This window comes from Hymenobacter edaphi, from assembly GCF_003258365.1.
In the GTDB taxonomy this organism is placed as follows: domain Bacteria; phylum Bacteroidota; class Bacteroidia; order Cytophagales; family Hymenobacteraceae; genus Solirubrum; species Solirubrum edaphi.
The window spans coordinates 1022249-1046611 of the sequence record NZ_QHKM01000001.1 but is presented as its reverse complement, the minus strand read 5'-3'; the positions used below and the strand labels follow the sequence as shown (position 1 = coordinate 1046611).

The window sequence follows — 24363 nt, the reverse complement described above, 5'->3', positions numbered from 1 at the left end:
TATACCAACGCGTGCCCGTCCCGAAATTCGGGGCGGGCACGCGGCATTCGGGCCGTTGTGGCGGGTTTAGAAGCGGGCAATGACGCGCAGGTTCACCACGCGCTGCGAGAGGTAGTTGGGCACGCCGTAGGTGGCCCCGTTCAGGTCCTGGATGTAGCTGTAGCCGGCCACGTTGTTGGCGGCAAACACGTTGAGCACTTCCAGGCCCATCCAGAGACTTTCCGGTTGGTAGAACTTGCTGGAGCGGATGGTGCGTAAGCTCAGCACCTTCGAGAAACCCAGATCCACGCGCTTGTAGCTGCGGGTGAGCTTGCTGGTGCCGCGCAGCTCGGGCAGGGCGGGCGGGCTGAAGGGCAGGCCGGAGCCGAACACGAAGTTCACGTAGCCGCGCACCGAGGGGTTGTTCGGCAGGTGGTCCTGGAAGAAAATACCCAGGTTCACGCGCTGGTCCGTCGGGCGCCGGATGTAGCCCTTCTCCTTTTTGCCAATGGGCTGCCCGTCGCCGTTGTAAACGGTGAGCGAGTCGCCGCGCAGGTTTTCGCGGGTGGTGAGCAGGCCCAGGCTAAACCACGACTCGGCCCCGGGCACAAACTCCCCGCTCAGGCGCCCGTCGACGCCGGCCACGTAGGCCGTGGCCAGGTTCTGGGCGAAGTAGCGCAGGCGCACGTTGTCCACGTCGTAGGGAATCACGTCTGTCAGGTACTTGAAGTAGGCCTCGCCGGTAAGCTGAAACGGGCGGCCCCAGTACCGGAAGCGGTACTCGGTGCCCCCGATAACGTGCACGGAGCGCTGCGCCCGCAGCGCGGGGTTGAGCACGCCCTGCTGGTTGCGCAGCTCGCGGTAAAACGGCGGCTGGTAGTACAGCCCCGTGGCCGCCTTGTACGACACGCTCGGGTGGCGCCGCGAGCGGGCCGCAAACTGCACCCGCGGGCTCACCGTCAGCTGCTGGTTCACCGACCAGTAGTGCAGGCGCACGCCGTAGGTGACGGTGCGCAGCGAGTCGAGGCGCCAGGTGTGCTGCCCGTAGCCCTGCACCCGGGTCGAGGTCAGGTCCAGCTGGGTGCGCAGGCGGCTGAAGCGCTTGGCCGGCACGTAGTCGGCCGAATCGGTGAAGGCGTACTCGTCCAGCCGGTCGTCGACGTGCTCCCGGCCGGCTTTCACGCCCACGCGCAGCTCGTGGCGCGGCGCCGGCGCGTAGGTGGCGCGCGCCTCCACGGTGCCGATCCAGGCCAGCAGCCGGTTGCGCGAGTGGTCGAAGCGCGAGCCCACGTCGCGCTGGCGCACGGCCTGGTTGAAGTCCGGCGAGTTCGGGTCGCGGTTGATGTCGGCCAGGCGGTAAGAGGCTTCCACGTCGCGCATCTCGTATTCGCGGGTGATGAGCCCGCCGCCGATCAGCTCCCCGGTCAGCTTCGGGGTGAAATGGTGCCGCAGGTTCAGCCCGCCCTGGTAGGTGTCGTACTGCATCCGCTCGCGCCCATCGTAGAAGATGGTCAGCCGCTGAAACTGGTTGGTGCCGGTGCTGAACGTGACCTGGCCCGTTTGCGGGGCGAAGCGGTAGTTGTTGTGGGCCCAGGAGCCGAGCACGCCCAGGCTGGTTTTCTGCAGGTCGTCCTTGGGCCCCAGCCCGATGTTGACGTACAGCTGCCCGTCGGCGTAGTCCGCGTTGTAGCCGCCCTTCAGCTGCCGCAGCGTGCCCAGGATGTAGTCCGCCGTCTTGTAGCGCAGCCCGCCCAGGTAGCTCACCCGCCCCGATTTCGACACGTTCTCGTAGCTGAGCGCCCCGCCCACCAGGCTGGCCGTGGCGGTGAGGCCGCGCTGCGTGGGCTGCTTGTACTCCACGTTCAGCACCGAGGAGAGCTTGTCGCCGAAGCGCGGCTGCCAGCCGCCCGACGAAAACTCCACCTTGTCGACCAGGTCGGGGTTGACAAAGCTCAGGCCTTCCTGCTGGGCCTGCGTGACCAGAAACGGCCGGTAAATCTCGATGCCGTTGACGTAGACCAGGTTTTCGTCGTAGTTGCCGCCGCGCACCGAGTAGGTGCTGGTCAGCTCGTTGGTCGACTGTACGCCCGGCAGGGTCTTCAGAATGGCGTTGAAGTCGCCGAAGGTCGAGGGAATTTCCTTGGCCGTGCGCGGCTCCAGCGTCGTGAGGCTGATCTGCTCGCGCGTGTCCACGCCGCGCTGCCCGCGCACGGTCACGTTGTCGAGGGCGCGGGTGCTGGCCTGCAGACTCAGGCTCAGCTCGGCCGCTCCGTCGGCCAGCTCGCGGGCCGAGACCGTGCGGCGCACGGTGGCGTAGCCCAGACGCTGCACCACCACCGTCAGGGAACCGCCCCCCAGGGAGCTGCCCGCGGGCCGGGCCGCGCTCAGGCGAAACCGCCCGGCCTCGTCGGTGCTGGTGCCCCCGGGCTGGCCCTCCACCGATACCGAGGCCTGCTCCACGGGCTGGCCGGCGGCGTCGCGCACGGTGCCGCGCAGCTCCACGCGGCCGGCGGCGGGCTGCTGGGCCAGAGCGGTGGCGGGCACTAAGGCCGCAGCGGGGCCGGCCAGCAGCAGGGCCCGCACCGTCACGGTCGGCCAGAACGAGGGTCGACGGTTCGTCATTAATTCGCGGCGGAAAACAGGCCGTTGAGTTGGGCGCGCAGCTCGGCCAGGGTCGCTACGGGGTCGGGGGCGCTGAACACGAAGGAGCCGGCCACCAGCACGTCGGCGCCGGCTTCCACCAGCGGCAGCAGGTTCTGCTCGTTCACGCCGCCGTCCACCTCAATCAGCGCCTCGGAGCCGGCATCGGTGAGCAGTTCCTTTAGCTCGGCCACTTTCTGCAGGGTGTGCGGAATAAAGCTCTGCCCCCCGAAGCCGGGGTTTACCGACATCACGCAGACCAGGTCCACGTCCTGGGCAATGTCCTGCAGCACCCAGGCGGGCGTGTGCGGGTTCAGGGCTACGCCGGCGCGGCAGCCCAGCTTCTTGATCTGCTGGAGCACGCGGTGCAGGTGCGGGCAGGCCTCGTAGTGCACGGTGATGCCCGCGGCGCCGGCGTCGCGCACGGCCTGCAGGTAGTTCTGGGGGTCCTCGATCATCAGGTGCACGTCGAGCGGCTGCTTGGCGTGGCGGTGAATGGCCTGGAGCACCGGAATACCGAAGGAAATATTGGGCACGAAGCGCCCGTCCATGATGTCGCAGTGCAGCCAGTCGGCGGCGCTACCGGCGAGGCGCTCGGTTTCGGCCTGCAGGTTGGCAAAGTCGGCGGCCAGCAACGACGGCGCTAGCAAGGGAGTGATGCGGCGGGGAGAAGTGCTCATGACCGCGAAATTAGGCAATGGGGTGACAAGTAACAGGTGACACGTGACAGGTTGGGAGTGATTGGGTAATTAGGTGATGAAGGGAGCAGGTGCCGGGTTCCGCCGGGCGGGGTGTTTCCGCTTATTCGTTGCCGGGGCTGGTCGGGGCAACGGGGCCTTTCAGCAGCCCGCAGCCCAATGGACCTGGCAGAACAAGACCGGTCGCGCCATCCGAACGGCCCCCAAACGAACGGCCCGGCCACAAAGTATGGCCGGGCCGTTAATAAGCCGATAGTCGCACGGGGTAAGCTAGCCGGGCAGGCTGCGGGCCGGGCGTCTCACCACACGGCCCCGGCCCAACCGCCATTCACTCCTAACTCAACTTTTCACCTGTTACCTGTCACGTAGTACGCGTCACCTTTTCTACTCCCCTTTCTTCCAGGCCTGCCAGTCCAGCTCGCCCGACTCGCGGCGGCGCAGGAACACGGTCTGGTCGTCGCGCTGCATTTTGCCGAAGGTCAGGTCGCCGCGGCAGTCCAGGCACTTGACGGAGGTGTACTTGAATTTGTCCTGGGCCACGCGCGAGGTCAGGTCCAGGTTATCGGAGCCGCAGAGGCCGCAGGCGGCCACGTCGGGAAAGCTCAATCGGTCGTACTCGGCCACGACTTCGTGGAAGGAGCCGCCCTGTACGGTGAAGTGGAATTGGCGCCGGCCAATTCGCTTAGTGGTCATCAGTTGGAGCATGATGCGCTGTGCTTGAATGGTTCTGCAATACGATTTAAAGGTACCCAATATTTTTAGCAATCCAAAATAGTTAGCAAACAGAACTCATAAAAAGGCCCTCCCGCCGGACGGACCAGCGAAAGGGCTCAGAAGCCAACAGCCCTCTGGGAGCTGCAGAAGCCGGGTTATTGCCGCACAAAGCGCACCGTGCGCGACTCGCTGCCGGCTTCCACCGTGCAGGTGTAGGCGCCGGGGCTGAGCGCGGGCAGCTGCAGCGGCACCTGCTCGCGGCCCGCCGCGGCCAGGCGCTGCTCACTGACCAGCGCCCCGCGGCTGTCCCGGATGCGCACCCGCAGGGCCTGGCGGCGGAAGGGCTCGGGCAGGTACAGGGCCAGCTCCGAGCCCGCGGGGTTCGGAAACACGCTCAGCTCCTCGGTGGGCTGGCGGGGGGCGCCGGCGGCCAGCGGGGCGCCGGGGTTGGCCAGGTTGTAGGCCCGCACGAAGTTGGGCACGCCGTAGCCCACGAAGTTGTCGGGGCTGGAGGCCTGGGTGCCGCTGCTGCGCAGAAACTGCCGCACCTGCTGGGCCGTGAGCGAGGGATTGGCCTGCCAGAAACCGGCCGCCATGCCCGCCAGGATGGGACAGGCGTAGGAGGTGCCGTTGCCCTGCAGGATGCCGTTGCCGGGCGAGAGGCCGGTGGCGCGCACGCCCCGGGCCGCGAGGTCGGGCTTGATGCGCCCGTCGGCCGTGGGGCCGATGGAGCTGAAGCTGCCGCGCACCAGCAGCGTATCCACCGCGCCCACGGTCAGCACCGAGTCGGCGTCGGCGGGCGCGCCGATGTACTGCCAGCTGTTGTTGCCGTCGTTGCCGGCTGAGTTCAGCACCAGGATGCCCACCCGGGCGGCCACGCTGGCGGCGCGGCTGGCAATGGCGGTGCGCCCGTTCAGCTCGGCGTAGGTGTGGTCGGTGGAGGGCGCATCGAAGGTGGTGTAGCCCAGGGAGGAGCTGATGACGTCGACGCCGAGCGAATCGGCGTATTCGGCCGCAATCAGCCAGTTGGCCTCTTCCACCGGGTGCTCCGAGCGAATGTCCTCGGTGATGCAGAGGTGGTAGCTGGCCTTGGGCGCCGTGCCGATGAAGTAGCCCGTTTGGTTGGCCGCCAGCGTCGAGAGCGTGAGCGTACCGTGGTCGTTCTTCTCGTACACGCCGCGGTCCTTGTCGACAAAGTCGAAGGTGCTCAGCAGCCGGCCTTCCTGCCGCAGCGGGGCAAAAGCGGCCATCTGGTCGACGCCCGGAAAGCCCGCGTCGAACACGGCAATCTGCATGCCTTCGCCCCGGTAGCCGGCGTTGTGCATGGCCACGGCCCCGATCATCTCGGCTTGCCCGTACGCCAGCCCGTAATCGGCGGGCACGGCGGCGGTGCGCGCCGCGGCGGGGGCGGCCTGCGGCCTGACGGGGTTGCGCACCGGCAGCGAAGCCGCGGCGTTGCGGTTGAGGGTGGTGGCCGTGCGCACGAAGGGCAGGGCCTGCAGCTGCGCCAGCGCCGTAGCACTGCATTCCACCACGGCGGCGTTAAACCAGCGCGAGGTGTAGAGCAGGCGCACGCCGGCGGTGTTGCGCACCTGCGTGGCGTAGGCGGGCGTCACCGGCAGGTCGCGCGGGAGCACGGCAATGCCCTGCCGGGTGCGCCGCTGCACCGCCCGCGCCGACAGAAAGGCCTGCGGCTGCGCCACGGTGTAGGGCGTGCCGGTTTTGTCGCGGAAATACACCAGGTGCCGCTGCACGGGGCTGCTTTGGGCCTGCGCCGCCGGCGCGGCCAGCGTGAGGGCCGCCAGCACGAGTCCCAGGGAAAGAAGACGCATGAATACGAGTGAAAATGGAATAGGCAAGATACTGAATTAGCGCAGGAGCCCCAACGGACCGCCCGGCGGGTTTTCCGGACACGACAACGCCCGCCGGCTTGCGCTGGCGGGCGTTGCCCGTTCGGGATGCCGCCGCGGCCTATTGCACCAGGGTTTCGGTGTGCGTCTTGCCCGAGGTGATGTAGTTCACCCCGACCTGGCAGCCGGAGCTGCCGTTGGGCTGGCAGTAGTTCAGCGCCCGCGACTCGCGCAGCACCGGCCCGATGCCCTTGGCAAACACCTGCCGCGAGTTGAACTCGTAGTAGAGGTTGTTGCGGTCCGGGTCGTCGTCGTAGGTGGTCAGGGTGTTGTCGTAGCTGCGGGTGCCGGCCGCGAAGCTGGCCCCAACGTCCTGGTAGCGGCGGTTGAGGGCCACCAGGGTGTCGCGGTCGTTGAAGGCGTTCTTGTTCCACTCGGCCCCGTCGCGCACCGGAAAAATCAGCTCCACGGTGCGCCAGTTGCTGCGGGTCAGCAGCAGGTTCTGGGCATTCACCGTCAGCGTCTGCACGCTGTCGACGCGCCAGCCGTCGGTGGCCAGGGCCCGCGAGGAGCGCACCAGCTTGTAGGTCAGCGCGCCGGTGGCGTCGGTGTAGGACTCGGTCAGCTGCTCGCGCACCTGCGAGCGGGTTTCGGTCGCGCGGTTGTTGGTGTAGCTGCGGTCCACCACGTCGTAGACGCGCTCGGTGCCAACTTTCAGCGGGTAATAGTCGCGGCCCGAGGCCGTGGGCGCTTCGCTGGTGTTTTTGCAGGCTCCCAGGCCGAGCAGCAGGCCGGCCGCTACCGGAAATAACAGACGCTTCATAACGACAATACAGTGGATGGCTTAGACAGCAACCCCGGCGCGGCCGACGACGGGCAGGGTCGGCACGCTGAGCCCGGCGGGGCTGCGCTCGATCCAGCCGCCGCCCAGCACGTCCAGCCCGTCGTAGAATACGGCGGCCTGGCCCGGGGCAATGGCGTGTACGGGCTCGGGAAAGTAAACGTACATTTTTCCGTCCTTTTCCTCCAAGAACGACGCGGCGCCCGCATGATTGTAGCGCACCTTGGTCACGGCCGGCACCAGCCCCTGGCCTTCCAGCGAGGCGAACTTGCCGTGGTTGAGGCGGCCGACCACCGTGGCGGTGCGGGCCAGCTCGTCGAAGTTGCCGAGCACCACTTCGTTGGCCTCGGGGCGGATTTCGACCACGTAGGCCGGGAAGCCCAGCGCCACGCCCAGGCCCTTGCGCTGCCCGATGGTGTAGAACGGGTAGCCCTCGTGTGTGCCTACCACCGTGCCGTCGGTCAGCACGAACTTGCCGCCGGCCACGCGCTCCTCCAGGCCTTCGACGCGGCGCTTGAGGAAGCCGCGGTAGTCGTTGTCGGGGATAAAGCAGATTTCGTAGCTCTCGGGCTTGTTGACCAGCTCCATAAAGCCGCGGTCGGTGGCCATCTGGCGGATTTCGGCCTTGCGCAGCTGGCCCAGCGGGAAGATGGTGCGCGCCAGGCTTTCCTGCGACACGCCCCAGAGGGCGTACGACTGGTCCTTGCCTTCATCGAGGCCCTTGGTGATGACGTAGCGGCCGTTTTCCTCGCGCACCTGGGCGTAGTGGCCGGTGGCAATGTACTGGCAGCCGAGCTGGTCGGCGCGGCGCAGCAGGGCGTCCCACTTGATGTGGGTGTTGCAGAGCACGCAGGGGTTGGGCGTGCGGCCGGCCAGGTAGCCTTCCACGAAGTCGTCGATGACGTGGCCGCCGAACTCGTTGCGGATATCGATGATGAAGTGCGGGAAGCCCAGCTGCACGGCCACGTCGCGCGCGTCGTTGATGCTATCGAGCGAGCAGCAGCCGGTTTCTTTCTTGGAGCCGCCGGCCGAGGCGTAGTCCCAAGTTTTCATGGTCATCCCGACCACTTCGTAGCCCTGCTCGTGGAGCATCACGGCCGCGACGGAGGAATCAATGCCGCCGCTCATCGCGACGAGGACGCGGCCTTTCGAGCCGGCGCCGGGGGTAGTTTCTACGGTCATAGAGTAGCGCCCGGGAGGTCAAAGTTCCCGGCCGAATGGCAAAGGTAACACCGAACAGCCGCGTTGGGTTTCCTACCTTCGCGGCGGTGAGATGGTGAAATGGTGAATTGGTGAGTGTCGTTCACGCTGCCAGGAGCCCGAACATCAACTCACCATTTCACCATTTCACTATCTCACCACCTTGGCTCTTCTGACTTCCGTTCTGGTTCGCGGCATCAACAACCTCTCCGACGTGCGCTACTGCGCCGGCATGGGGGCCGACTACCTCACGTTTCGCCTCGACCCGGCCCTGCCGGGCGCCGTCACGCCCGAGCTGGTGCAGGAGCTGAGCGGCTGGGTGGCCGGCGTGGAGCTGATCGGCGAGTTTGGGGCTATGCCGGCCGAGCAGATCAACGCCCTGGCCCGGCAGTGCGGGCTGCACGCGGTGCTGCTGCACGGGCTGCGCACGGCCGAAGAAATGGCCGAACTGGCCCTGCCCGCGTGGCTGCTGGTGGGCTGGGTGCCCGATATGCTGCCCGAAGACGTGGACCGCCGCTTTCAGCTGCTGGCCCCGCACGTGGCCGGCTTCGTGTTTGCCGAATTGCCCCCGCAGCCCCTCACCGAGGCCCAGCTGACGCGCCTTACCGAGCAGGCCCGCTCCTACCCCATCTGGCTGGCGCCCGGCTTCGCGCCCGGCACGGTGCGGCAGCTGCTCGACGCGGTGCAGCCCCGCGGCCTGGTGCTGGAAGGTGGCGACGAAATCCGCCCCGGCGTGCGCGACTTCAGCGAAATGGAAACCGTGTTTGAAGAGCTGGAAATTGATTGACAAATGGCTAAATGGCACTACCTGCGCCACAACGGCTTACAAGAAAAAGGTCCTTTCCGCGCGGAAAGGACCTTTTTTATTGGCTACCGATTGAACGCCCAGCCATTTAGCCAGTCAATCACACCATCACGGCCACCAGGTCCATGATTTTCTCGCCCAGCCACTGCTCACCTTCGGTGTGCACGTGGCGGGCGGCGTCGGCGGGGTCCAGCTCGTTGCTCAGCAGCCGCCAGACCACCGCGCCATCGATGGTGACGGTGGCGTCGGGGGTGGGGCGCTCGGGCGTCAGCTGCCAGTGGTCGGCGGTGCGCACCAGCTGCCACTCGCCGGGCACCGGGCCGCTCAGGCGCACCCGCAGCTGGGTGCCCTCGGGCGCCAGCACCGTGCGGTAGTGGTGCGGCAGGGCGCGCATGGACGTTTGCAGGTAGGGCTCGTAGAGGGCCGGGGCCAGCAGGGCATCTTCGCCGCGGCCCACGGCCTGGCGGATCTGCTGCTGGTGGTGCCACTTCTCGGTGTACTCCCGCGCCACGTGAAACCAGTTCGGCGACTCAGCCTCGCCGGCCCAGGCCACGGCAAAGGCCGCCGGTGCCCAGGGGTCGAGGGTCTGCAGAAACGCGGTGTACTCGCGGCCGCTCAACTCCAGCAGCCACGTGACCACCTGCGGACTCAGGCGGCGGGTGGCGGTAATCCAGTCGGCGTTGAGCTGGTTGAGAAACTCCACCAGGCCGGTGTGGGTGCCCATGTCGCCGGTGGGCGCCACGCCGAAGTGCCCGTCGCGCAGCATGGAGAGGGTGCGCAGGTTGCCGTCGAGCAGGTGCAGGGCCACGTCCATCACCCGCCAGCGCGGGGCCAGCGTCTGCCGCTCCCACTCCTCGGGGCTGAGCGTGCGCAGAAAGTCCAGCAGCAGCCGGTCCAGCTCGGCAAACAGCGGCAGGGTGACGATGGGGGGTTGCTTCATGGGTAACACGCGACTGGTTTTTGGGAGGTAACACGTGGCAAGTAACAGGTGACCAGTGATACATGGTACGTATAGGTCAGCACGGCGAACCTGTCACGTATTACTTGTCACCTGCTTCAAACGAAAAGTGCAGGTACTTGATGGGCACGCCCAGCGCGCGGTACCGCCGCTCGTAGGTGGTCTGGATGTCGTACGCGTGCGGCAGCAGGCCGGTGGTCTGGTAGAGGTCTTTGGTGAAGACCAGGTTCGGGGCCGGTTGCTCCTGCAGCAGCTCCAGGGTGTAGTCGAAGAGCAGGTCGGAGTCGGTTTTGAGGTGCACCAGGCCACCGGGGCGCAGCAGCTGGCGGTACAGCTCCTGGAAGCGCGGGGCCGTGAGGCGGCGCTTGGTGTCGCCCAGGCTCGGGCGCGGGTCGGGGAAGGTAATCCAGATTTCGTCCAGCTCGCCGGGGCTGAAGTGCTCCAGCAGCTTTTCGGCCTGCATGCGCAGGAAGCCCACGTTCGTCAGGCCTTTTTCCTCGGCCAGCTTGCTGCCGCGGTACATCCGCTCGCCCTTGATGTCGAGCCCCAGGAAGTTGCGCTCCGGGTAGCGCTCGGCCATGCCCACGGTGTACTCGCCCTTGCCGCAGCCGATTTCCAGGGTGATGGGGTTGTCATTCTTGAAAAAATCGGCCTGCCAGCGGCCGCGCAGCGCCCCGAAGGTGTCCTTGCCCGGCTCGACAATGTCGGCCCGCTGGGCGTTTTCGGCAAAGCGCCGGAGTTTAATTCGACCCATCTAGAGGTGAAATGGTGAAGTGGTGAAGTGGTGAGTTTGTGGGGCGCGGGTGACGCTACGCCGCGACCTGCCATTCTAACGGGCCGGTGCGGCTTGACGGCCGTTGTGGCGGTGGGCCTCTGCCCTACCGCCGCCCACTGCTAAGCCGCGGTTTCGGGCCCGGTTTCGGCTTCGTACAGGTCGGGTACTTCGGCTACCACGAAGGTGCTGCCGCCGACGAAAATGACGTCCTCGGGCCCAGCCTGCCGCCGGGCTTCGGCCAGGGCGTTGGCCACCGAGCCACAAACCGGGCCGCGCAGGCCGTGGGCCTCCGCCTGGGCCGCCAGCTCAGCCGCCGGCAGCGCCCGCGGAATGTTGGCGGCGCAAAAATAATAGGTGGCCTCGGTGGGCAGCAGGGCCAGCACCTTGCCCAGGTCCTTGTCGGCCACCATGCCGAGCACCACGTGCAGGCGCTGGTAGCGCAGCCGGCCGAGCTGCTGCACCACCAGGCGGATGCCGGCCTCGTTGTGGCCCGTGTCGCAGATGGTGAGCGGCTGGCGGCCGATGATCTGCCAGCGGCCCCGCAGGCCGGTAAGCTCGCGCACGGCGCGCAGGCCCTGGCGGATGTGCTCGTCAGTGATGATGAAGCCCTGGCGGCGCAGCTCCTCCACGGTAGCCAGCACGCCGGGCAGGTTCAGGCGCTGGTAGTCCCCCACGAGGGCCAGCTCCACCTCGTCCAGCCACACCGCCCCGTCGCGCCAGAGGCGCAGGTACTGGCTGGCCGCGGCGGGCGCGTCGCGCAGCAGCTCGGCGCGGTAGCGGGTAGCGGCGAAGAGCAGCGGGGCGGCGCGCTCGGCGGCGGTTTGCTCGAACACGGCCTGCACCTCGGGCTGCGTCTGGCTGACAACGGCGGGTACCCCGGGCTTGATGATGCCCGCTTTTTCGGCGGCAATCAGCGGCAGCGTGTCGCCCAGGATGGCCTGGTGGTCGTAGCTGATGTTGGTGATGAGCGACACCAGCGGGGTGATGATGTTGGTGGAATCGAGCCGCCCGCCCAAACCCACTTCGATGACGGCCACGTCCACCTGCTCGGCGGCGAAGTAGTCGTAGCACAGGGCCACGCACATTTCGAAAAAGGACGGCTGCACCTCGTCGAACAACCCGCGCCAGCGCGCCACCCAGGCCACCAGGTATTCGGGCGTCAGCTCCCGGCCGTTCAGCCGAATGCGTTCGGTGAACTCGCGCAGGTGCGGCGAGGTGTAGAGTCCGGTGCGGTAGCCGGCCGACTGCAGGATGGCGGCCAACAGGTGCGAGCTGCTGCCCTTGCCGTTGGTGCCGGCCACGTGCACGCTGCGAAATCCGCGCTCCGGGTGGCCCATGGCGGCTACCAGCTTCTGCACGCCCACCAGTCCGTCCTTGAAGCCGGCAGCACCCACCCGCTGAAACATCGGCAGCTGGCCGTAGAGAAAGTCGAGGGTTTGCTGGTAAGTCATGGCGGGCGGGGAAATCAGGGTGCAAAAAAACGCCGCCGGCCGGAGAATTCCGACCAGCGGCGTCAGCTTTTGCCAAGTAAGCGAGTCGAGCGGCGGCTATTCCACCTTGAAGCGGAAGGTGAAGAAGCCCGTGGCGGGCCCGGCTTCGGCCTTGAGCTTGCGCACCCCGAACCGCTCCTGAATCAGGCTACGGCAGATGCGTACCTGCTCGGCCGACATGTTGCCGGCTACTTTATCTACCGACTCGATTTCGCCGTCGGCGCTGATTTTGATTTTAAAGCGCAGGTAGCCGTTCTGGTTGTCCACGGCTTCGGGCTTGGGCGTCGCGGCGAAGGCCCAGCCGCCGCCCACGAACCCGTCGCCGTCGCCGCCGCCCGAGCCGCCGCCGCTGCCCGGGTCGCCGGAGTAGGCCTTGCCGGTGTAGGTGCCGCGCGGGTCGCCTTTGTCGCCCACGGTGCCGGGGTTGTCGCCGTTGTTGTTGCCGGCGGGCGCGTCACTGCTGCCGTTCACGCCGTTGCCGCCGGTGTTGGCCGTGGCCCCGCGCGGGGTGAAGATGGCGCGCTGATTAACCTTGGGCCGCTCGGGCTCGGGTTCCTTCACCGGCTCGCGCACCGGCTCCTCGCGGGGGCGCGGGGTGGGCTTTTCCACCGGCGGAATCTTCACGTCGTTTTCCTCCGCCTCGCTGGTTACCACCTTTTCCTGCACGTCCTCGGCGGGCGTGGGTGGCGTGGGGGTGCTGGCCTGCTGGGGCTCGGGGTCGGGCTGCTGGGCCGGCGGCTTGGAGTCCTCCCGGTTGGGCGACGCGTTGGCCTGGGCCGAGGTCTGCACGTCGCCGTCGCCGACCTGGTCCATGCCGTAGTTCAGCTCCACGCCGCCCCCGTCGCCCATTTCGGCAATGCTGTCGGGCGGGTTTTTGAAGACGATAAAGAGAAACAGCAGCGCCAGCAGCGCGTGAAACGCAATGGTGCCAATCAGGGCTTCGCGGCGGTGCTCGTGACGAAATTCAGCCATGACTGCGGTGATTTAGTGACTTAGTGACTTAGTGATTTAGTGAGGTGGGCTGGGTCAGACCGTCCAGCCGGCAACCCGGTCCTGGGCTGGCTCAGCCCTGCAGCGGCCTTGGCCTAAACAACGCGCCCCGGTGCGGCTGGGGTTCAGCGCACCGGGGCCAGGGTTGGGCAAGGGTCGGGCCAGGTTGCTGCGGCGGCCGGGCTATTTGCCCGATTCGGCCGCGGTGGCCATGACCATTTTGATCTTGAGCCGGTTGCCGATTTCCAGAATGTCGACCAGTTTCTGCACGTTCAGCGACTTGTCGACGCGCAGCACGGCGGTGGGGCTTTCCAGGCCCTGCACGCGGCGCCCCAAGTCGGCCTCCAGCTCGGTGGCCGTTACGGGCTGCCGGTCGATAAAGTACTGCCCGTTGGCGTCCACCGAAATGGTAATGGGCTGCTTCATAGCCTGCTTGCCCGAGCGGGCGTTGGGCAGCATGAGCTTGATGACGTTGGGATTCACCATGGTCGACACAATCAGGAAGAACAGCATCAAGAAGAACATGATGTCGTTCATCGAGCTGGTCTCGACGTGCGAAGAAAGCTTACGACGGCGGCTGAGGTCCATTTGGTAAGATGGTGAACTGGTGAGGTGGTGAAATAGTGAGTGTCGTTCTACTGGCGCAACCTGCGCGGTTTCGGTTGCCCGAACCTCAAACTCACCATTTCACCACCTCACCATCTCACTAATTGTCTTGAAGAATGTCCATGAACTCGATGGCCGAGTTTTCCATACGGAACACCAGGCGCTCGACCATGATGCTGAGCCAGTGGTAGCCGATGTGGGCAATCATGCCCACGATCAGGCCGGCGGCGGAGGTCACCATTTTGGTGTACAGACCGCCCGAAATCTGGGCGATGCCGAAGTCGCCGGTCGAGGCAATGGCGTAGAAGATGTTGATTACCCCGACGATGGTACCCACAAAGCCGAGCATCGGGGCAATGCCGGCGATGATGCCGAGGATGCTGATGTTCTTTTCGAGGCGGGCAATTTCCACTTTGCCCACGTTTTCCACGCTGGTTTCGATGTCCTTCAGCGGCTGGCCGATGCGGCGGATGCCCTTCTCGATCATGCGCGCCAGCGGCGAGGCCGTCTGGGCCGAGAGCATCTTGGCACCCTGCAGGTCGCCCTTCACCATCAGGTTGCGGATCTGGTTCATGAACCCGTCGGGCAGCGCGGCGGCCTTGCGGATGGTGATGTAGCGCTCAATGATGATGTAGAACGACACCAGCGAGAGGGCGAAAATCGGGAACATGATCCAGCCCCCCTTCAGGATCAGGTCGATAACCGAAATGGAGGAGGGCTGGGCGGCGGCCGTGGCCGCGGCGGCGGCGGTGGTAGAGTCGGCGGTGACTACAGCGGTCTGCAGCAGCAGGGTTGCGAGCATGCTTAGTAAGGGTAAACCAGAATTTCGTTGCCGAACTGCTTCTTCAGTGCGGGCAGGCTTTGGTTGGCCGATTTCTTGTCAGCGAAATCAGCAACGGTGACGCGGTACTTCTTGGTATTGACGACGCCGCGGTGGCCCCAGCGCGGCAGCAGAATCTTGGCGGCCACGCCCTTGCCGGCGTAGTTGCTCTGCACCTGCCGGGCGCCGGCCAGGGAGTTGAACGTGGCCTTCACCACGTACCAGCGGTTCGACACGCCCGACACGGTGTTGCGGCCCGCAGCAGCCGGTTTCACGGCCACCGGCTTGGCAGCCTTGCGGCCTTCCACCGCAGCTTTGGTGGCTGCGGCAACGGACGCCGTCGTGGCGGCCGGGGTTGCAGCGGCTTTGGCCGGTGCGGCCACGGCGGGCTTGCCGATTTCCGGTGCGTCTTCGGGCGTACCGTCGGGCACGGCGGTTTCCGTCCAGGGTTGGGCGGCGAGGTTGGCGGCCTGCGGGCGCACCTGCGGAGTGCTGGCCATGCCGGCCGGGGCGTAGGGCCACCAGCCGTCGGGCCACCAGCCTAGCTTGTGCACCGCCTGCAGGTTGGCCGACAGCACCAGGCCCAAGATGCTCACGCTCAGCACTCCGTTGAGCACGCGGCGCAGGGCCTTGCGGCGGGCCGGGGCCAGCACGGGCAGCGGGGCCTGATGCACCCGCTCGCGGGCCAGCAGGGCATCGGTGGCGCGCACGGGGCGCGAGGTCAGCTCGGGCAGGCCAAAGCTGGCGGGCAGCAGGTTCTGGTGCCCGGTATATTCGAAGTCGAGGCCGCGGCCGGGGGCCTGGCGAAAAATGCCGATGCCGGGCAGCTCGGTGCGCTGCTGCTCGTCCAGTTCCTGCTGCATGCGCTGCACCGCGTCGCGCACCTGCTGGCGGGCCATGCCGGGCGTCAAGCTCAGGCGGCGGCTCACCGTGTCAACCAGCAGGCCGTCGTTGCGGGTGAGGGCCTGGTTGAAGGCCACGCGCTTGGCCGGCGGGGCCAGGGTGTGGCGCACCGGGTGCAGGCGGGCCGGCTCGTAGTCCGCAATCAGGCCGCCGAAGTCCGGAATGATGACGCAGTCATGGTCCCGGAGCAGGTGCTGGATGTGGTCGGTAAGCTGCAAAGCAGTGAGTGGTGAGATGGTGAAATGGCGAGCGGCAAGATGGTGAAACAGTGACTGATGCGTGAACATCAAACTCACCATTTCACCATCTCACCAGTTCACCTTAAAACTGGTAGCCGGCCCCCACGAGTACGTTGACGCCTTTGGACGGGTAGTTCAAAAAACGCTCGTATTTGCGGCCCAGCAGGTTGTTGCCCAAAACAAAGAACGAGAGATTTTCCGAAAAGCGGTAATCGGCCCGCAGGTTGAGGTCGATGACGGCGTCGGTTTTCTGCACGGTTTCGGTGTACGTCAGCGGCACCAGGGAGCTGCGGCGCAGCGTCGAGCCGTAGCTGGAGTTGAGTACGTACAGCTCGCCGCCGAGCATGAGCTTCTCGTTCATGTTGTACGAACCGAAGAACACGCCCTGGAAGTTGGGCCGGTGGAAGGGCTTGGCCAGGGTCTTCACCTTGTAGCCGTTGTAGTCCACTTTGGTGCCGAGGCGCAGCTTTTCGGCCGCGTTATAGATCAGCTCCCCGTGCACGTTCACCAGCTGGGTGCTCCCGTCGCGGTTGTACACCAAATCGAAGCGCGAGGAGTCGCGCCCGGAGTTGTTGTAGAAGTACAGGTTGTAGTCGTTGGCCAGCGTCACTTTCACCGAGGCCTGCAGGGCGCGGGCCGGGGCGGCGTTGAAGCCGAAGAACACCGAGGGGCCGCGGCGGGTGTCGGCCACCTGCTGGCGCTTGCCCAGCCAGGCGTTTTCCTGGCTCAGGTCGTAGAGCGTGACGCGCTGCAGTCCGCCGCCGAGGCCGCCGAAGAGCACGAACTTGTCCTGCACCACGGCGTAGCCCACCCGGATGGCCGGAAACACCGTCACCTGCTTGGCGTCGTTGATGGTGTCGCCGGTGTAGCCCAGGGTGGCGCCGATGCCCACGTCGAGCCGGTCGCCGATGCGCTGCTCGTACTGGGCCGTGGCCTGCACGAAGGGGCGGCTCACGGAGTAGGCCGAGTCTTTCTGCGAAATGAACGACAGGTCGCCGTCGAGGCGCACGCGGCCTTTTTCCGTCACGTAGTAGGCCGTGCGCAGTTGGGCGTACAGGTCCGATTCCTTGGCCTCAAATCGGTCTTTCCAGTAGCGGTAGCCGCCGGCCAGGTCGTACTGAAACTTGGCGTCCCGGTCGCGGTTGCGCACGAACACCTGCGCGTCGGTGCGGAAAAAGGTCTGCTTGATGGAGTCCGGCGAGGGTTTGGGCTCCGTGGTGGGGTTGTAGCCGTAGAAGTTGGCCCGGTCGCGGCCCAGCTTCACGTTGGCGCCCAGCGTCACGGCGCCGCGGTACAGCTCGCCGTTCAACCCCAGCCGGCTCTGGCTCACGGCGGAGTTCTTGCCGTCGACGGGCCCGCGGGCCGAGGACAGGTGGCGCAGATCCAGGCCCAGGGCGTGGTCCTCGTTGCGGGTGGTGTGGGCGTGCGCTTCGCCGAAGAGCGAGGCGTAGTTGCCCACGCCGAGACGGGCGTAGTTGCCCTGCAGCGGGGCCAGCTCCTCCTGCTTGATGGTGAGCACCCGCACCGTGGGGTTGAGGTTCTGGCTGGGCAGGCGGAAGTCGGGGAAGGTGTAGCGCACCGCTCGGTCGGCCTTGGTCGGGGCGGGCAGCTCCACCTTGTCGTAGTTGCGGGCGGCTTCGGGCAGCTGGTTTTCCCGCTCCTTCACCACTTCGATTTCGGCGTCCTCGATGGTGCCGCGGGTGCGGGGCTTGGTGGGCTGCCCCTGCGCCAATGTGGCACCGGCGGCGGTGGCCAGCAGGGCAGTCAGGGCAAGGCGTTGGGAAGGGCTAACGCTCATGTACGGGGGTATGATGGATGCGCTACGGCCTTCGGGCGTTGCTGGAGCCCCTGGGTCGCAGCGCATTCTTTTTCAGTTGACTATAAATTCCAAAAGCACCTCGCTCCTATTCCTCGTCGGCCGGCGCATCCGGCTCGGGCGCGGCGGTATCCGTCTTGGTGGTGTCGGCCGGCGGCACCAGCGACTGGCGGGCGCCGGTCTTGCCCGCGGGCGTTTTCACCGGGGCCTTGGTGGTGCCGGGCTTGGCCGGGGTGCTCGTGGTTTTGCCCTTGCCAGTGGTGCTGGTCGGGGCCGGGGTGGCGGCGTCGAGGGCGGCGAGCTTGCGCTTGGCTTCCTCGATGATTTCGGGCACCGGGAATTTGTTGTCGATGATGGAGTTTAGCGTGGCCTTGGCCTGGAAGGCCTCGCCCTGGTCGCGGTAGATGTCGGCGATGAGCAGGAAGGCGCGGCCCAGCCAGAGGTCAAACTGGTTGAAGTCGGAGTTCAGCTTGAAGGCCGCGTCGAGGGCCGGCTCGTACTTTTTCTGCTGGTAGAGCACGTCGGCCAGCAGGTACTGGGCCTCGGCCCCGTTCACGTCCACCGTGCGGGCCGACTCGGTCAGGCCGGCCACGGCCGCGTCGAGGTTGCCGGCTTTGTAGTCGGCCTTGCCCACGTAGAGCTTGGCGGCGCTGATGATGGTGGGCGCGGCGCTGCCCTCGGTCACGATTTCCGCGGCCACGCGCTTGGCTTCCGGGTAGTTGGCGGCTTCGTAGTAGCTGCGCACCAGGCCCAGGCCGGCCGTGGCCCGCTCGCGGGCTACGCGGGTGGTCTGGCGCAGCCGGTCGTAGTACTTGGCGGCCTCCGCGTAGTTCTTGTTTTCGAACTCCAGGTCGGCCACGCGGGCCACGGCGCGGTTCACGTACTCGCTCTTGTTTTCATCAACCACGGCGCGCAGCCTGGGCAGCGCGTCCTGCTTGCGGCCGGTTTTGAGGTAGGCATCGGCCAGGAAGAAGCGCGCGTCGGCGGCCAGGGTGCTGCTGGTGTGCTCCTTCAGGTAGGCTTCCAGGCGCGGAATGGCCTGGGCGTACTTCTCGGCGGTGTATAGGGACTTGGCCGCCTCAAACTCCACGCTCTCCACCGACTTGTCGTTGGGGTTGGTGGCTTTGTACTGGGCCAGGTACTGGTCGAACTCCTCCGCCTTGCCGCCGGCCGAGAGGCTTTCCTGCAGGCTGGCAATGGCGTTGGTGGCGGCCTTGGTGCGCGGAAACTGCTGGAGCACCTGCTTGAAGTCGGCGGCGGCTTTGTCGTACTGCTGCAGGTTCTGGTACGAGGTGCCGCGCTTGACCAGCGCCGAGGGAATCAGCGTGGAGTTGGGCCGGTTGTCGATGAGCTTCGAGAAGCCCTCGATGGCCGGCTGGAAGTTGCCGCTTTCGTAGTCCAGGTTGGCCTGCTGGTACACCGCGTCCTCGGCGTAGCGCGAGTTGGGCGACACCCGCAGCAGCGTCTGCAGGGTCTGGGCGGCCTCGTCGCGGCGGCCCATGAGGCCCAGCGTGAGGCTTTTCTGGTAGTAGGCAAAGTCCTTGTCGGCCGCGTTGGCCTGAATGACCTTGTTGTACAGCTCCAGCGCCTGCGCGTAGTTTTTGCTGATGTAGTAGGTGTCGGCCAGGCGCAGGGTCACATCGTAGTAGTTCGGGTCCGAGGCGGGCTTGGCCACCGGGTCGCCGAGGTACTGCTGGAAGAAGGGCCGGGCCTGGTCGTACTTCTTGGTGTTGTAGTAGGCGTAGCCGAGGCCGTAGCGGGCCTTCTGGTCGTAGTCGGTGTCGGCGGCGGCCCCGTCGCGGGCGGTGCGCAGGGCGGCGGTGTAGGAGCTGATGGCCTTGGGAAACTCCTGGCCGATGCTGTACACGTCGCCGCGCAGCACCTCGGCCCCGGCCCGGATGGCGTCGTCCTGGGAGTACTTCAGGCTTTTCTCGAGCACCGGCAGGGCCTGCTGGTACTGCCCGTTGTTGTAGAGCGTGGCGGCCTGGTAGTAGGCAATGCGCTGGTAGGAGGCGTTGAGCTTGCTGGTGCGCTCGTCCACGTTGTCCAGGTACGCCAGGGCGCGGGCGTAGTCAGTGGTCGTGAGGTAGGCGTCGGCCAGCAGCTCGTTGGCGGTTGCGCGGTTTTTGGAGCGCGGGTACTTCTTGCCGAACTCCTCCAGGGCCGTAATGGCGTCGGGGGTGTTGCCCAGCTCGTAGCTGACCTGCGCGTACTTGAGCGCCGCGTTTTCGGCCACCTGCTTGTCGAAGGTGGCCTTGCGGGCCGCGTCGAACGAGTTTAGCGCAAGCTGCTTGGAGCCCGTCTGCAGGTAGCTCAGGCCCAGGTGGTAGGCCGCGTTCTGGCCCAGGGAGTCGCGCCCGGCGGCAATGCCCTTCAGGGAAGCCGCGGCGCCCTTGAAGTCGCCCTGCTTGAAGTTGGCGTAGCCGATTTTGTACTGCACCATCGGCTCGATTTTCTTGCGGCCGGCGGCGTATTTGTCGAAGTACTCGGCGGCTTTGGCCCAGTCCTGCTTCTGGTAAAAGGCGTCGCCCACCAGCAGCTGAATCTCGTCGGCCGACTGCGGCGGCGGGGTCTGGGCCAGGGCCTTGGTGCCGTAGCTGATCAGCCCGTCGTAGTTGCCCTCCTTGTAGTAGATCTGGCTCATGATAGCCGGCACCACGGGGCGGTAGGCGTCGTTCTGCTCGGCGGTGGCCAGGTCGGTGCGGGCGGCCTTGAAGTCGCCGGCGCGGTAGGCCAGGTAGCCCGCGTAGTAGCTGCTGGCGTAGCGGAATTCGTGGTTGCCCTGCTTGTTGCGGTCGAAGAGCAGGCGGGCCTTGTCGTATTCCTTGAGCTGGAAGTGCGCGTAGCCCTGCTTGAACTCGGCCTCGCCGCGCTGCGCGGCCGTCAGGTTATCGGGCGCCACCCGGCTCAGGTAGCTCACCGCCGACTTGTAGTCCTTCTTGTCGAAGTAAAACTTGCCGAGCTCGAAGTAGGCCGCGGCCGCTTTGGGGTGGGCCGGGTTGTTTTCGGCGAAGGCGAGGATGCGCCCTTCCGCGTCGGGGTGAAACAGGTAGAGGCCGCTGACGGCCACGTAGTATTCCGCGTCGGCGGTTCGGTCGCGCAGCTCGCCGGTGCGGCGGATGGTCGCGTCGAGGTACTGCTGGAAGGACTGCTGGGCGGCGCCGTACTGGCCGCGGTCGAACAGGTCGAGGCCTTCGAAGTAGTAGCGTTCCTCGTTGGTGAATTTCTGGGTGTGCTGGGCTTGCAGGGCCAGGGGCGTCGCGGCGCTGAGCGAGGCCGCCAGCGCCAGGCGGGGCAGTAACTTCATTGGCGGTGCGTTGCGGGAAGGCAGCCCCGGGCGGGGCCTATCTGGTCAAAAGTAGGGAAAAATGCCCGCGGGTTGCGGCTTTTGCCTGCTTTCAACGCGGATTGGGGGAAATGGGGTATACGGGCTTGCTGCGCGGGTCGCGCAGTCGATATGGCCCTCACTAAAAAAGCCCGACATCATCAGGCTTTCTGCGGGTGCTGGCCGAAGACTACCACCACGCTATTCCACGACCAGTCGTTGCGTGGCCAGGTACCCAGTTGGCCCCTCTACCCGCACCAGGTACAGCCCGGCGGGTTGCGGGCCCAGCTCTACCGATTCCTGCGCACCGCCGTGCACGAAGGAACGGGTCAGCACGACGCGGCCCGTCGCGTCGTGCAGGCGCAGCCGCAGCCGGCCCCGTGGCGCGTCAGCGAGGCGCAGGGTGATGCGCTCCTGCGCCGGGTTAGGATGAAGCTGCAAGTGCCGCGGAGCCAGGGGCGCAGTGGTGGCAGTGGTGGCGCTGCCGCTTAGCTTGACCAGCCAAAAGTCCTGCCCGCCCAGGCTGGGCTGGGTTTTGTCGGCATTAACCCCCGAGTGGGAGTAGCCGCCGAGCAGGTAGCCGCCGTCGCTGGTTTGCTGCAGATCGGTAAGGTTATCCGCGTTGTTGCCGCCCAGCGTCAGGTCCCACTGCTGGCCGCCGTTGGCGTCAATCTTCACCACCCAGTAGTCTTCTGCGCCTTGGTTGGCCTGCGTTTTTGTTCCGCTCACCCACGACCTGGATGTGCCCCCGAGGAGGTAGCCGCCATCAGGAGTTTGCTGGACGGCCGTCAGCATGTCTTTGTCGCGGCCGCCGTAGGTTTTGTCCCACTGCTTGGTGCCGCTGGCGTCGAGTTTTACGACCCAGTAATCCTCGTAGCCCTGCCCGGCCTGCGTCTTGTCGCCACCGACGGGGGAATCGGAGTTCCCCGCCAGCAGGTAGCCGCCGTCGCTGGTGAGCTGCAGCGCCCACATATCATTGTATTGAGCGCCCCCAAAGCGTTTGTCCCATTGCTTGTTCCCACCGGCGTCAATCTTGATCAACCAGTAGTCCGAGCCGCCGCGGCGTGGCTGGGTCTGGTCGCCGCTGATGGGCGAATACGAATACCCACCGAGCACATAGCCCCCGCCAGCGGCCGGCTTGAGCGTGGTCAGGACGTCGTTGTCGCTGCCGCCAAACCGTTTGTCCCACTGCTTGGCGCCAGTGGCATCAAGCTTCACGACCCAGTAATCAGCGGCTCCCTGGGTGGGCTGCGTCCGGTCACCGTTGGCATTCGAGCTGGAATAGCCGCCCAGCATGTAGCCGCCGTCACTGGTGTTCTGCACAGCATACAACTGTTCATTCCCAAGGCCCCCAAAGCGTTTGTCCCATTGCTTGGCGCCGCTGGCGTCGATCTTCACGACCCAAAAATCAGCGTTGCCCTGGCTGCCCTGGGTTTTGTCGCCGCTGATCGGCGAGAGAGAGTTACCGCCGAGCAGGTAGCCGCCATCAGGGGTTTGCTGCAGGGCTCTCAGGTCGTCCCCCGCGCTGCCACCGAAGGTCCGGTCCCATTGCTTGGTGCCACTGGCACTGTATTTTACCACCCAGTAATCGGAGTCGCCCTGGCTGCCTTGGGTTTTATCTCCGCTGATGGGCGAATAGGACATGCCGCCGAGGATGTAGCCCCCGTCGCGGGTGGGCTGCACGGCCCATAGCTGGTCTTGGCTACTGCCCCCAATGACTTTGTCCCATTGCTTGACTGGTGCCTGGCCTTGTGCGGGTGCGGCTGGGTGCAGGCAAGTCGCAACAACCAACAGGCTAACGTAAGCCCAGGAGCGGGTAAATCGATGGAGCATAGGGGTGACGAAGCGTAAATTTCAGGGAGCAATATACAGTGGGGCTCTTACTCGGCACCCGGGTGGCCAACAAGGCATGACTTCGTTTCAGGGCCCGGCTTCTCTATTCCTGGACAATGCCTTCCACCACCACACGGCCGCTACCACCGCTCCTGAAGCCGCCGTGGTCACGCGGGGCGGCTGCTTGCTTTTGAGCCGAACAGCATCCTGTAAACTATTCGGCAGCCGGCGCGGCGGCCCTGGCCCGCAAAGACGCCGAAAATCCTACGGGCCCAGAGCGAGGCGGCCCTAGGGTGTGTGGACAGCAACCAAAAAAATGAATTCTGGTGCTTTTTGGCCGGCATGCTTGATCTGGCGTCCGCTTGTAGAAGCATGACGTTCTTTTGGCTTGCTGTCCACACAGCCCAGCCGGCCTCAGCGCCCAGGAGCTGCTGCAGGCCGAGCGCAAGAAAATCGTGCGCGACAACCGCGCCAGCACCGGCAACGCCCGGTTTCAGGCCCGCCTCGACGCCGTGCAGGTGCAAGGCCAGGTCGATATCCTGACGGCCGCGCGCGCCGGCATCGCCGCCCGCCGCGCCACCCTTACTGCATAAGCCAACCTGCCGACAGCCGCTTACTGACCGTTTGCAGCCACTACTTCCTAGCCCTTCCGGCCGCCCGGCCGGAAGGGCTTTTTCGTGGCAGGCGGGCGGCGCTGGTTCCGGCGGCGGGGCGGCTTGGCCTCTGCGCCTTTCCCCTAGGTTACCCCGGCGGAGCGGCCTGGCTGTCGGGTTTGCCGTATGACAACGTTCTGCCTTATGCCGCCTGCCATGCCCACACCCCCCCGGCCCCTTACTGCCCTCGGCGCACTCGTCCCGGATTGCGCGTTGCCCGACGGCTCGCGCCTCGCCGACCGCCGCGGCCAGCCCCTCATCCTCGCCTTCGCCGCCCATGCCTGGGACCCCGCCGCGGCCTACCAGAGCGCCCTGTTTGCCCGCCTGGTGCAGGAGTTCGACGGCGGGGCGGCCTTTGTCGACGTGCCCCCACCGGCCGAGACCTGGCATGCCCTCGACGCCCACGGCGCGGTAGCCGCCCGGTTCGGCCTGACCGGGCAGCGGGCCCTGGTGCTGCTCGACGAGCAGGGCCGCCTGCGCTGGCAGGTGACGGTGGCACCCGGGCAGCCCATTCAGGCCGGGCAGGTGCTGGCCGCGCTGGAAGCCCTGCGCCCCGCCCCGGGCGCCGCGCCGCGCCCGGCCGTTTCGGCGCCCGCCGAGGCCCCCGCGCCGGGCAGCGGCCTCTCGCGCCGCACGTTTCTGACGGCCACGCTGGCCGCTTCGGCCCTGCTCCTGCTGCTCGGGGCCGGCACCGCGGCCGAAGCCGCTCCGCCAGAGCTGGCACCCAACGTCGCCCCGCGGCCCGCCGCCGATGGCACCGTGCCCCTGACCCTGCGCATCAACGGGCAGAGCCACCGCCTGCAGGTGGAGCCCCGCGTGATGCTGCTCGACGCGCTGCGCGAACAGCTGCACCTCACCGGCACCAAGAAGGGCTGTGACCACGGCCAGTGCGGGGCCTGCACCGTGCACCTCGACGGGCACAGCGCCCTCGCCTGCCTCACGCTGGCCGTGATGAACGAGGGTCGCACCATCACCACCATCGAGGGCCTGGCCCGGGGCGAGGAGCTGCACCCGGTGCAGGCCGCCTTCGTGAAGCACGACGCGTTTCAGTGCGGCTACTGCACGCCGGGCCAGATCATGACCGCCTCGGCGCTGGTGCAGGACCAGCAAAAACGCTCGGCCGCCGAAATACGAGAGGCCATGAGCGGCAACCTGTGCCGCTGCGCCGCCTACGCCAACATCATTGCCGCCATCCAGGAAGTCCAAGGCGCCTAAGCGCCGCCCCCGC

The 24363-nt window shown here is 66.5% G+C and carries 19 protein-coding genes; 3 read left to right on the top strand and 16 right to left on the bottom strand.

Annotated features, from left to right (window positions below; genetic code table 11):
- Positions 1-66 precede the first annotated feature (66 nt).
- From DLM85_RS04230 to mnmA, 6 genes are all read right to left on the bottom strand, one after another.
- Positions 67-2601, bottom strand: a complete 2535-nt coding sequence (locus DLM85_RS04230) for a TonB-dependent receptor (RefSeq protein WP_111476801.1) — start codon at positions 2599-2601, stop codon at positions 67-69.
- Complete coding sequence (gene rpe, locus DLM85_RS04225) at positions 2601-3299, bottom strand: ribulose-phosphate 3-epimerase (protein ID WP_111476800.1); 699 nt, start codon at positions 3297-3299, stop codon at positions 2601-2603. Before rpe ends, DLM85_RS04230 begins: the two co-directional genes overlap by 1 nt.
- A 402-nt stretch (positions 3300-3701) precedes the next feature.
- On the bottom strand, positions 3702-4010 hold the full coding sequence (locus tag DLM85_RS04220) for a hypothetical protein (protein ID WP_126695904.1): 309 nt from the start codon (positions 4008-4010) through the stop codon (positions 3702-3704).
- A 176-nt stretch (positions 4011-4186) separates the two neighbouring features.
- Entirely contained in the window at positions 4187-5863 is a 1677-nt protein-coding gene (locus DLM85_RS04215; RefSeq protein WP_111476798.1) for a S8 family serine peptidase, read from the bottom strand.
- 139 nt (positions 5864-6002) lie between these two features.
- On the bottom strand, positions 6003-6704 hold the full coding sequence (locus DLM85_RS04210) for a hypothetical protein (protein ID WP_111476797.1): 702 nt from the start codon (positions 6702-6704) through the stop codon (positions 6003-6005).
- A gap of 21 nt (positions 6705-6725) precedes the next feature.
- Positions 6726-7904: a tRNA 2-thiouridine(34) synthase MnmA gene (gene mnmA / locus DLM85_RS04205; RefSeq protein ID WP_111476796.1), complete on the bottom strand. Its 1179-nt coding sequence runs from the start codon at positions 7902-7904 to the stop codon at positions 6726-6728.
- Between the two features lie 181 nt (positions 7905-8085).
- Here mnmA and trpF point away from each other — a divergent pair, with 181 nt between their 5' ends.
- A complete protein-coding gene (gene trpF / locus DLM85_RS04200) occupies positions 8086-8709 on the top strand; it encodes a phosphoribosylanthranilate isomerase (protein ID WP_111476795.1) in 624 nt (207 codons plus the stop codon).
- Between the two features lie 118 nt (positions 8710-8827).
- Here the strand turns inward: trpF and DLM85_RS04195 are convergent, their stop codons facing one another.
- The 10 genes from DLM85_RS04195 to DLM85_RS04150 form a co-directional block, all read right to left on the bottom strand.
- Positions 8828-9667 carry a maleylpyruvate isomerase N-terminal domain-containing protein gene (locus DLM85_RS04195; RefSeq protein ID WP_111476794.1) on the bottom strand — a complete coding sequence of 280 codons (840 nt, stop codon included), beginning with the start codon at positions 9665-9667 and terminating at the stop codon, positions 8828-8830.
- A gap of 100 nt (positions 9668-9767) precedes the next feature.
- Positions 9768-10439, bottom strand: a complete 672-nt coding sequence (gene trmB / locus DLM85_RS04190; protein WP_111476793.1) for a tRNA (guanosine(46)-N7)-methyltransferase TrmB — start codon at positions 10437-10439, stop codon at positions 9768-9770.
- Between the two features lie 140 nt (positions 10440-10579).
- Complete coding sequence (locus DLM85_RS04185; protein WP_111476792.1) at positions 10580-11911, bottom strand: bifunctional folylpolyglutamate synthase/dihydrofolate synthase; 1332 nt, start codon at positions 11909-11911, stop codon at positions 10580-10582.
- A gap of 96 nt (positions 11912-12007) precedes the next feature.
- Positions 12008-12922: a hypothetical protein gene (locus DLM85_RS04180; RefSeq protein WP_111476791.1), complete on the bottom strand. Its 915-nt coding sequence runs from the start codon at positions 12920-12922 to the stop codon at positions 12008-12010.
- Positions 12923-13123: 201 nt separating this feature from the next.
- A complete protein-coding gene (locus tag DLM85_RS04175) occupies positions 13124-13528 on the bottom strand; it encodes an ExbD/TolR family protein (protein ID WP_111476790.1) in 405 nt (134 codons plus the stop codon).
- Between the two features lie 118 nt (positions 13529-13646).
- Positions 13647-14348: a MotA/TolQ/ExbB proton channel family protein gene (locus DLM85_RS04170; RefSeq protein WP_111476789.1), complete on the bottom strand. Its 702-nt coding sequence runs from the start codon at positions 14346-14348 to the stop codon at positions 13647-13649.
- 2 nt (positions 14349-14350) lie between these two features.
- Positions 14351-15487 (bottom strand): HU domain-containing protein, encoded by a 1137-nt coding sequence (locus DLM85_RS04165; protein ID WP_111476788.1) that lies wholly within the window; start codon positions 15485-15487, stop codon positions 14351-14353.
- 103 nt (positions 15488-15590) lie between these two features.
- The gene (locus tag DLM85_RS04160) at positions 15591-17306 is read right to left on the bottom strand and encodes a TonB-dependent receptor (protein WP_133256897.1); all 1716 of its coding nucleotides are present in this window, start codon (positions 17304-17306) and stop codon (positions 15591-15593) included.
- Positions 17307-17412: 106 nt separating this feature from the next.
- On the bottom strand, positions 17413-20631 hold the full coding sequence (locus DLM85_RS04155; protein ID WP_111476786.1) for a tetratricopeptide repeat protein: 3219 nt from the start codon (positions 20629-20631) through the stop codon (positions 17413-17415).
- A 219-nt stretch (positions 20632-20850) separates the two neighbouring features.
- Entirely contained in the window at positions 20851-22332 is a 1482-nt protein-coding gene (locus tag DLM85_RS04150; RefSeq protein WP_165821999.1) for a T9SS type A sorting domain-containing protein, read from the bottom strand.
- A gap of 533 nt (positions 22333-22865) precedes the next feature.
- Between DLM85_RS04150 and DLM85_RS04145 the strand changes: the two genes are divergently transcribed.
- Both DLM85_RS04145 and DLM85_RS26280 read left to right on the top strand, forming a co-directional pair.
- Positions 22866-23075, top strand: a complete 210-nt coding sequence (locus tag DLM85_RS04145; RefSeq protein WP_111476784.1) for a hypothetical protein — start codon at positions 22866-22868, stop codon at positions 23073-23075.
- 216 nt (positions 23076-23291) lie between these two features.
- Complete coding sequence (locus tag DLM85_RS26280; RefSeq protein ID WP_111476783.1) at positions 23292-24350, top strand: 2Fe-2S iron-sulfur cluster-binding protein; 1059 nt, start codon at positions 23292-23294, stop codon at positions 24348-24350.
- Positions 24351-24363 lie beyond the last annotated feature (13 nt).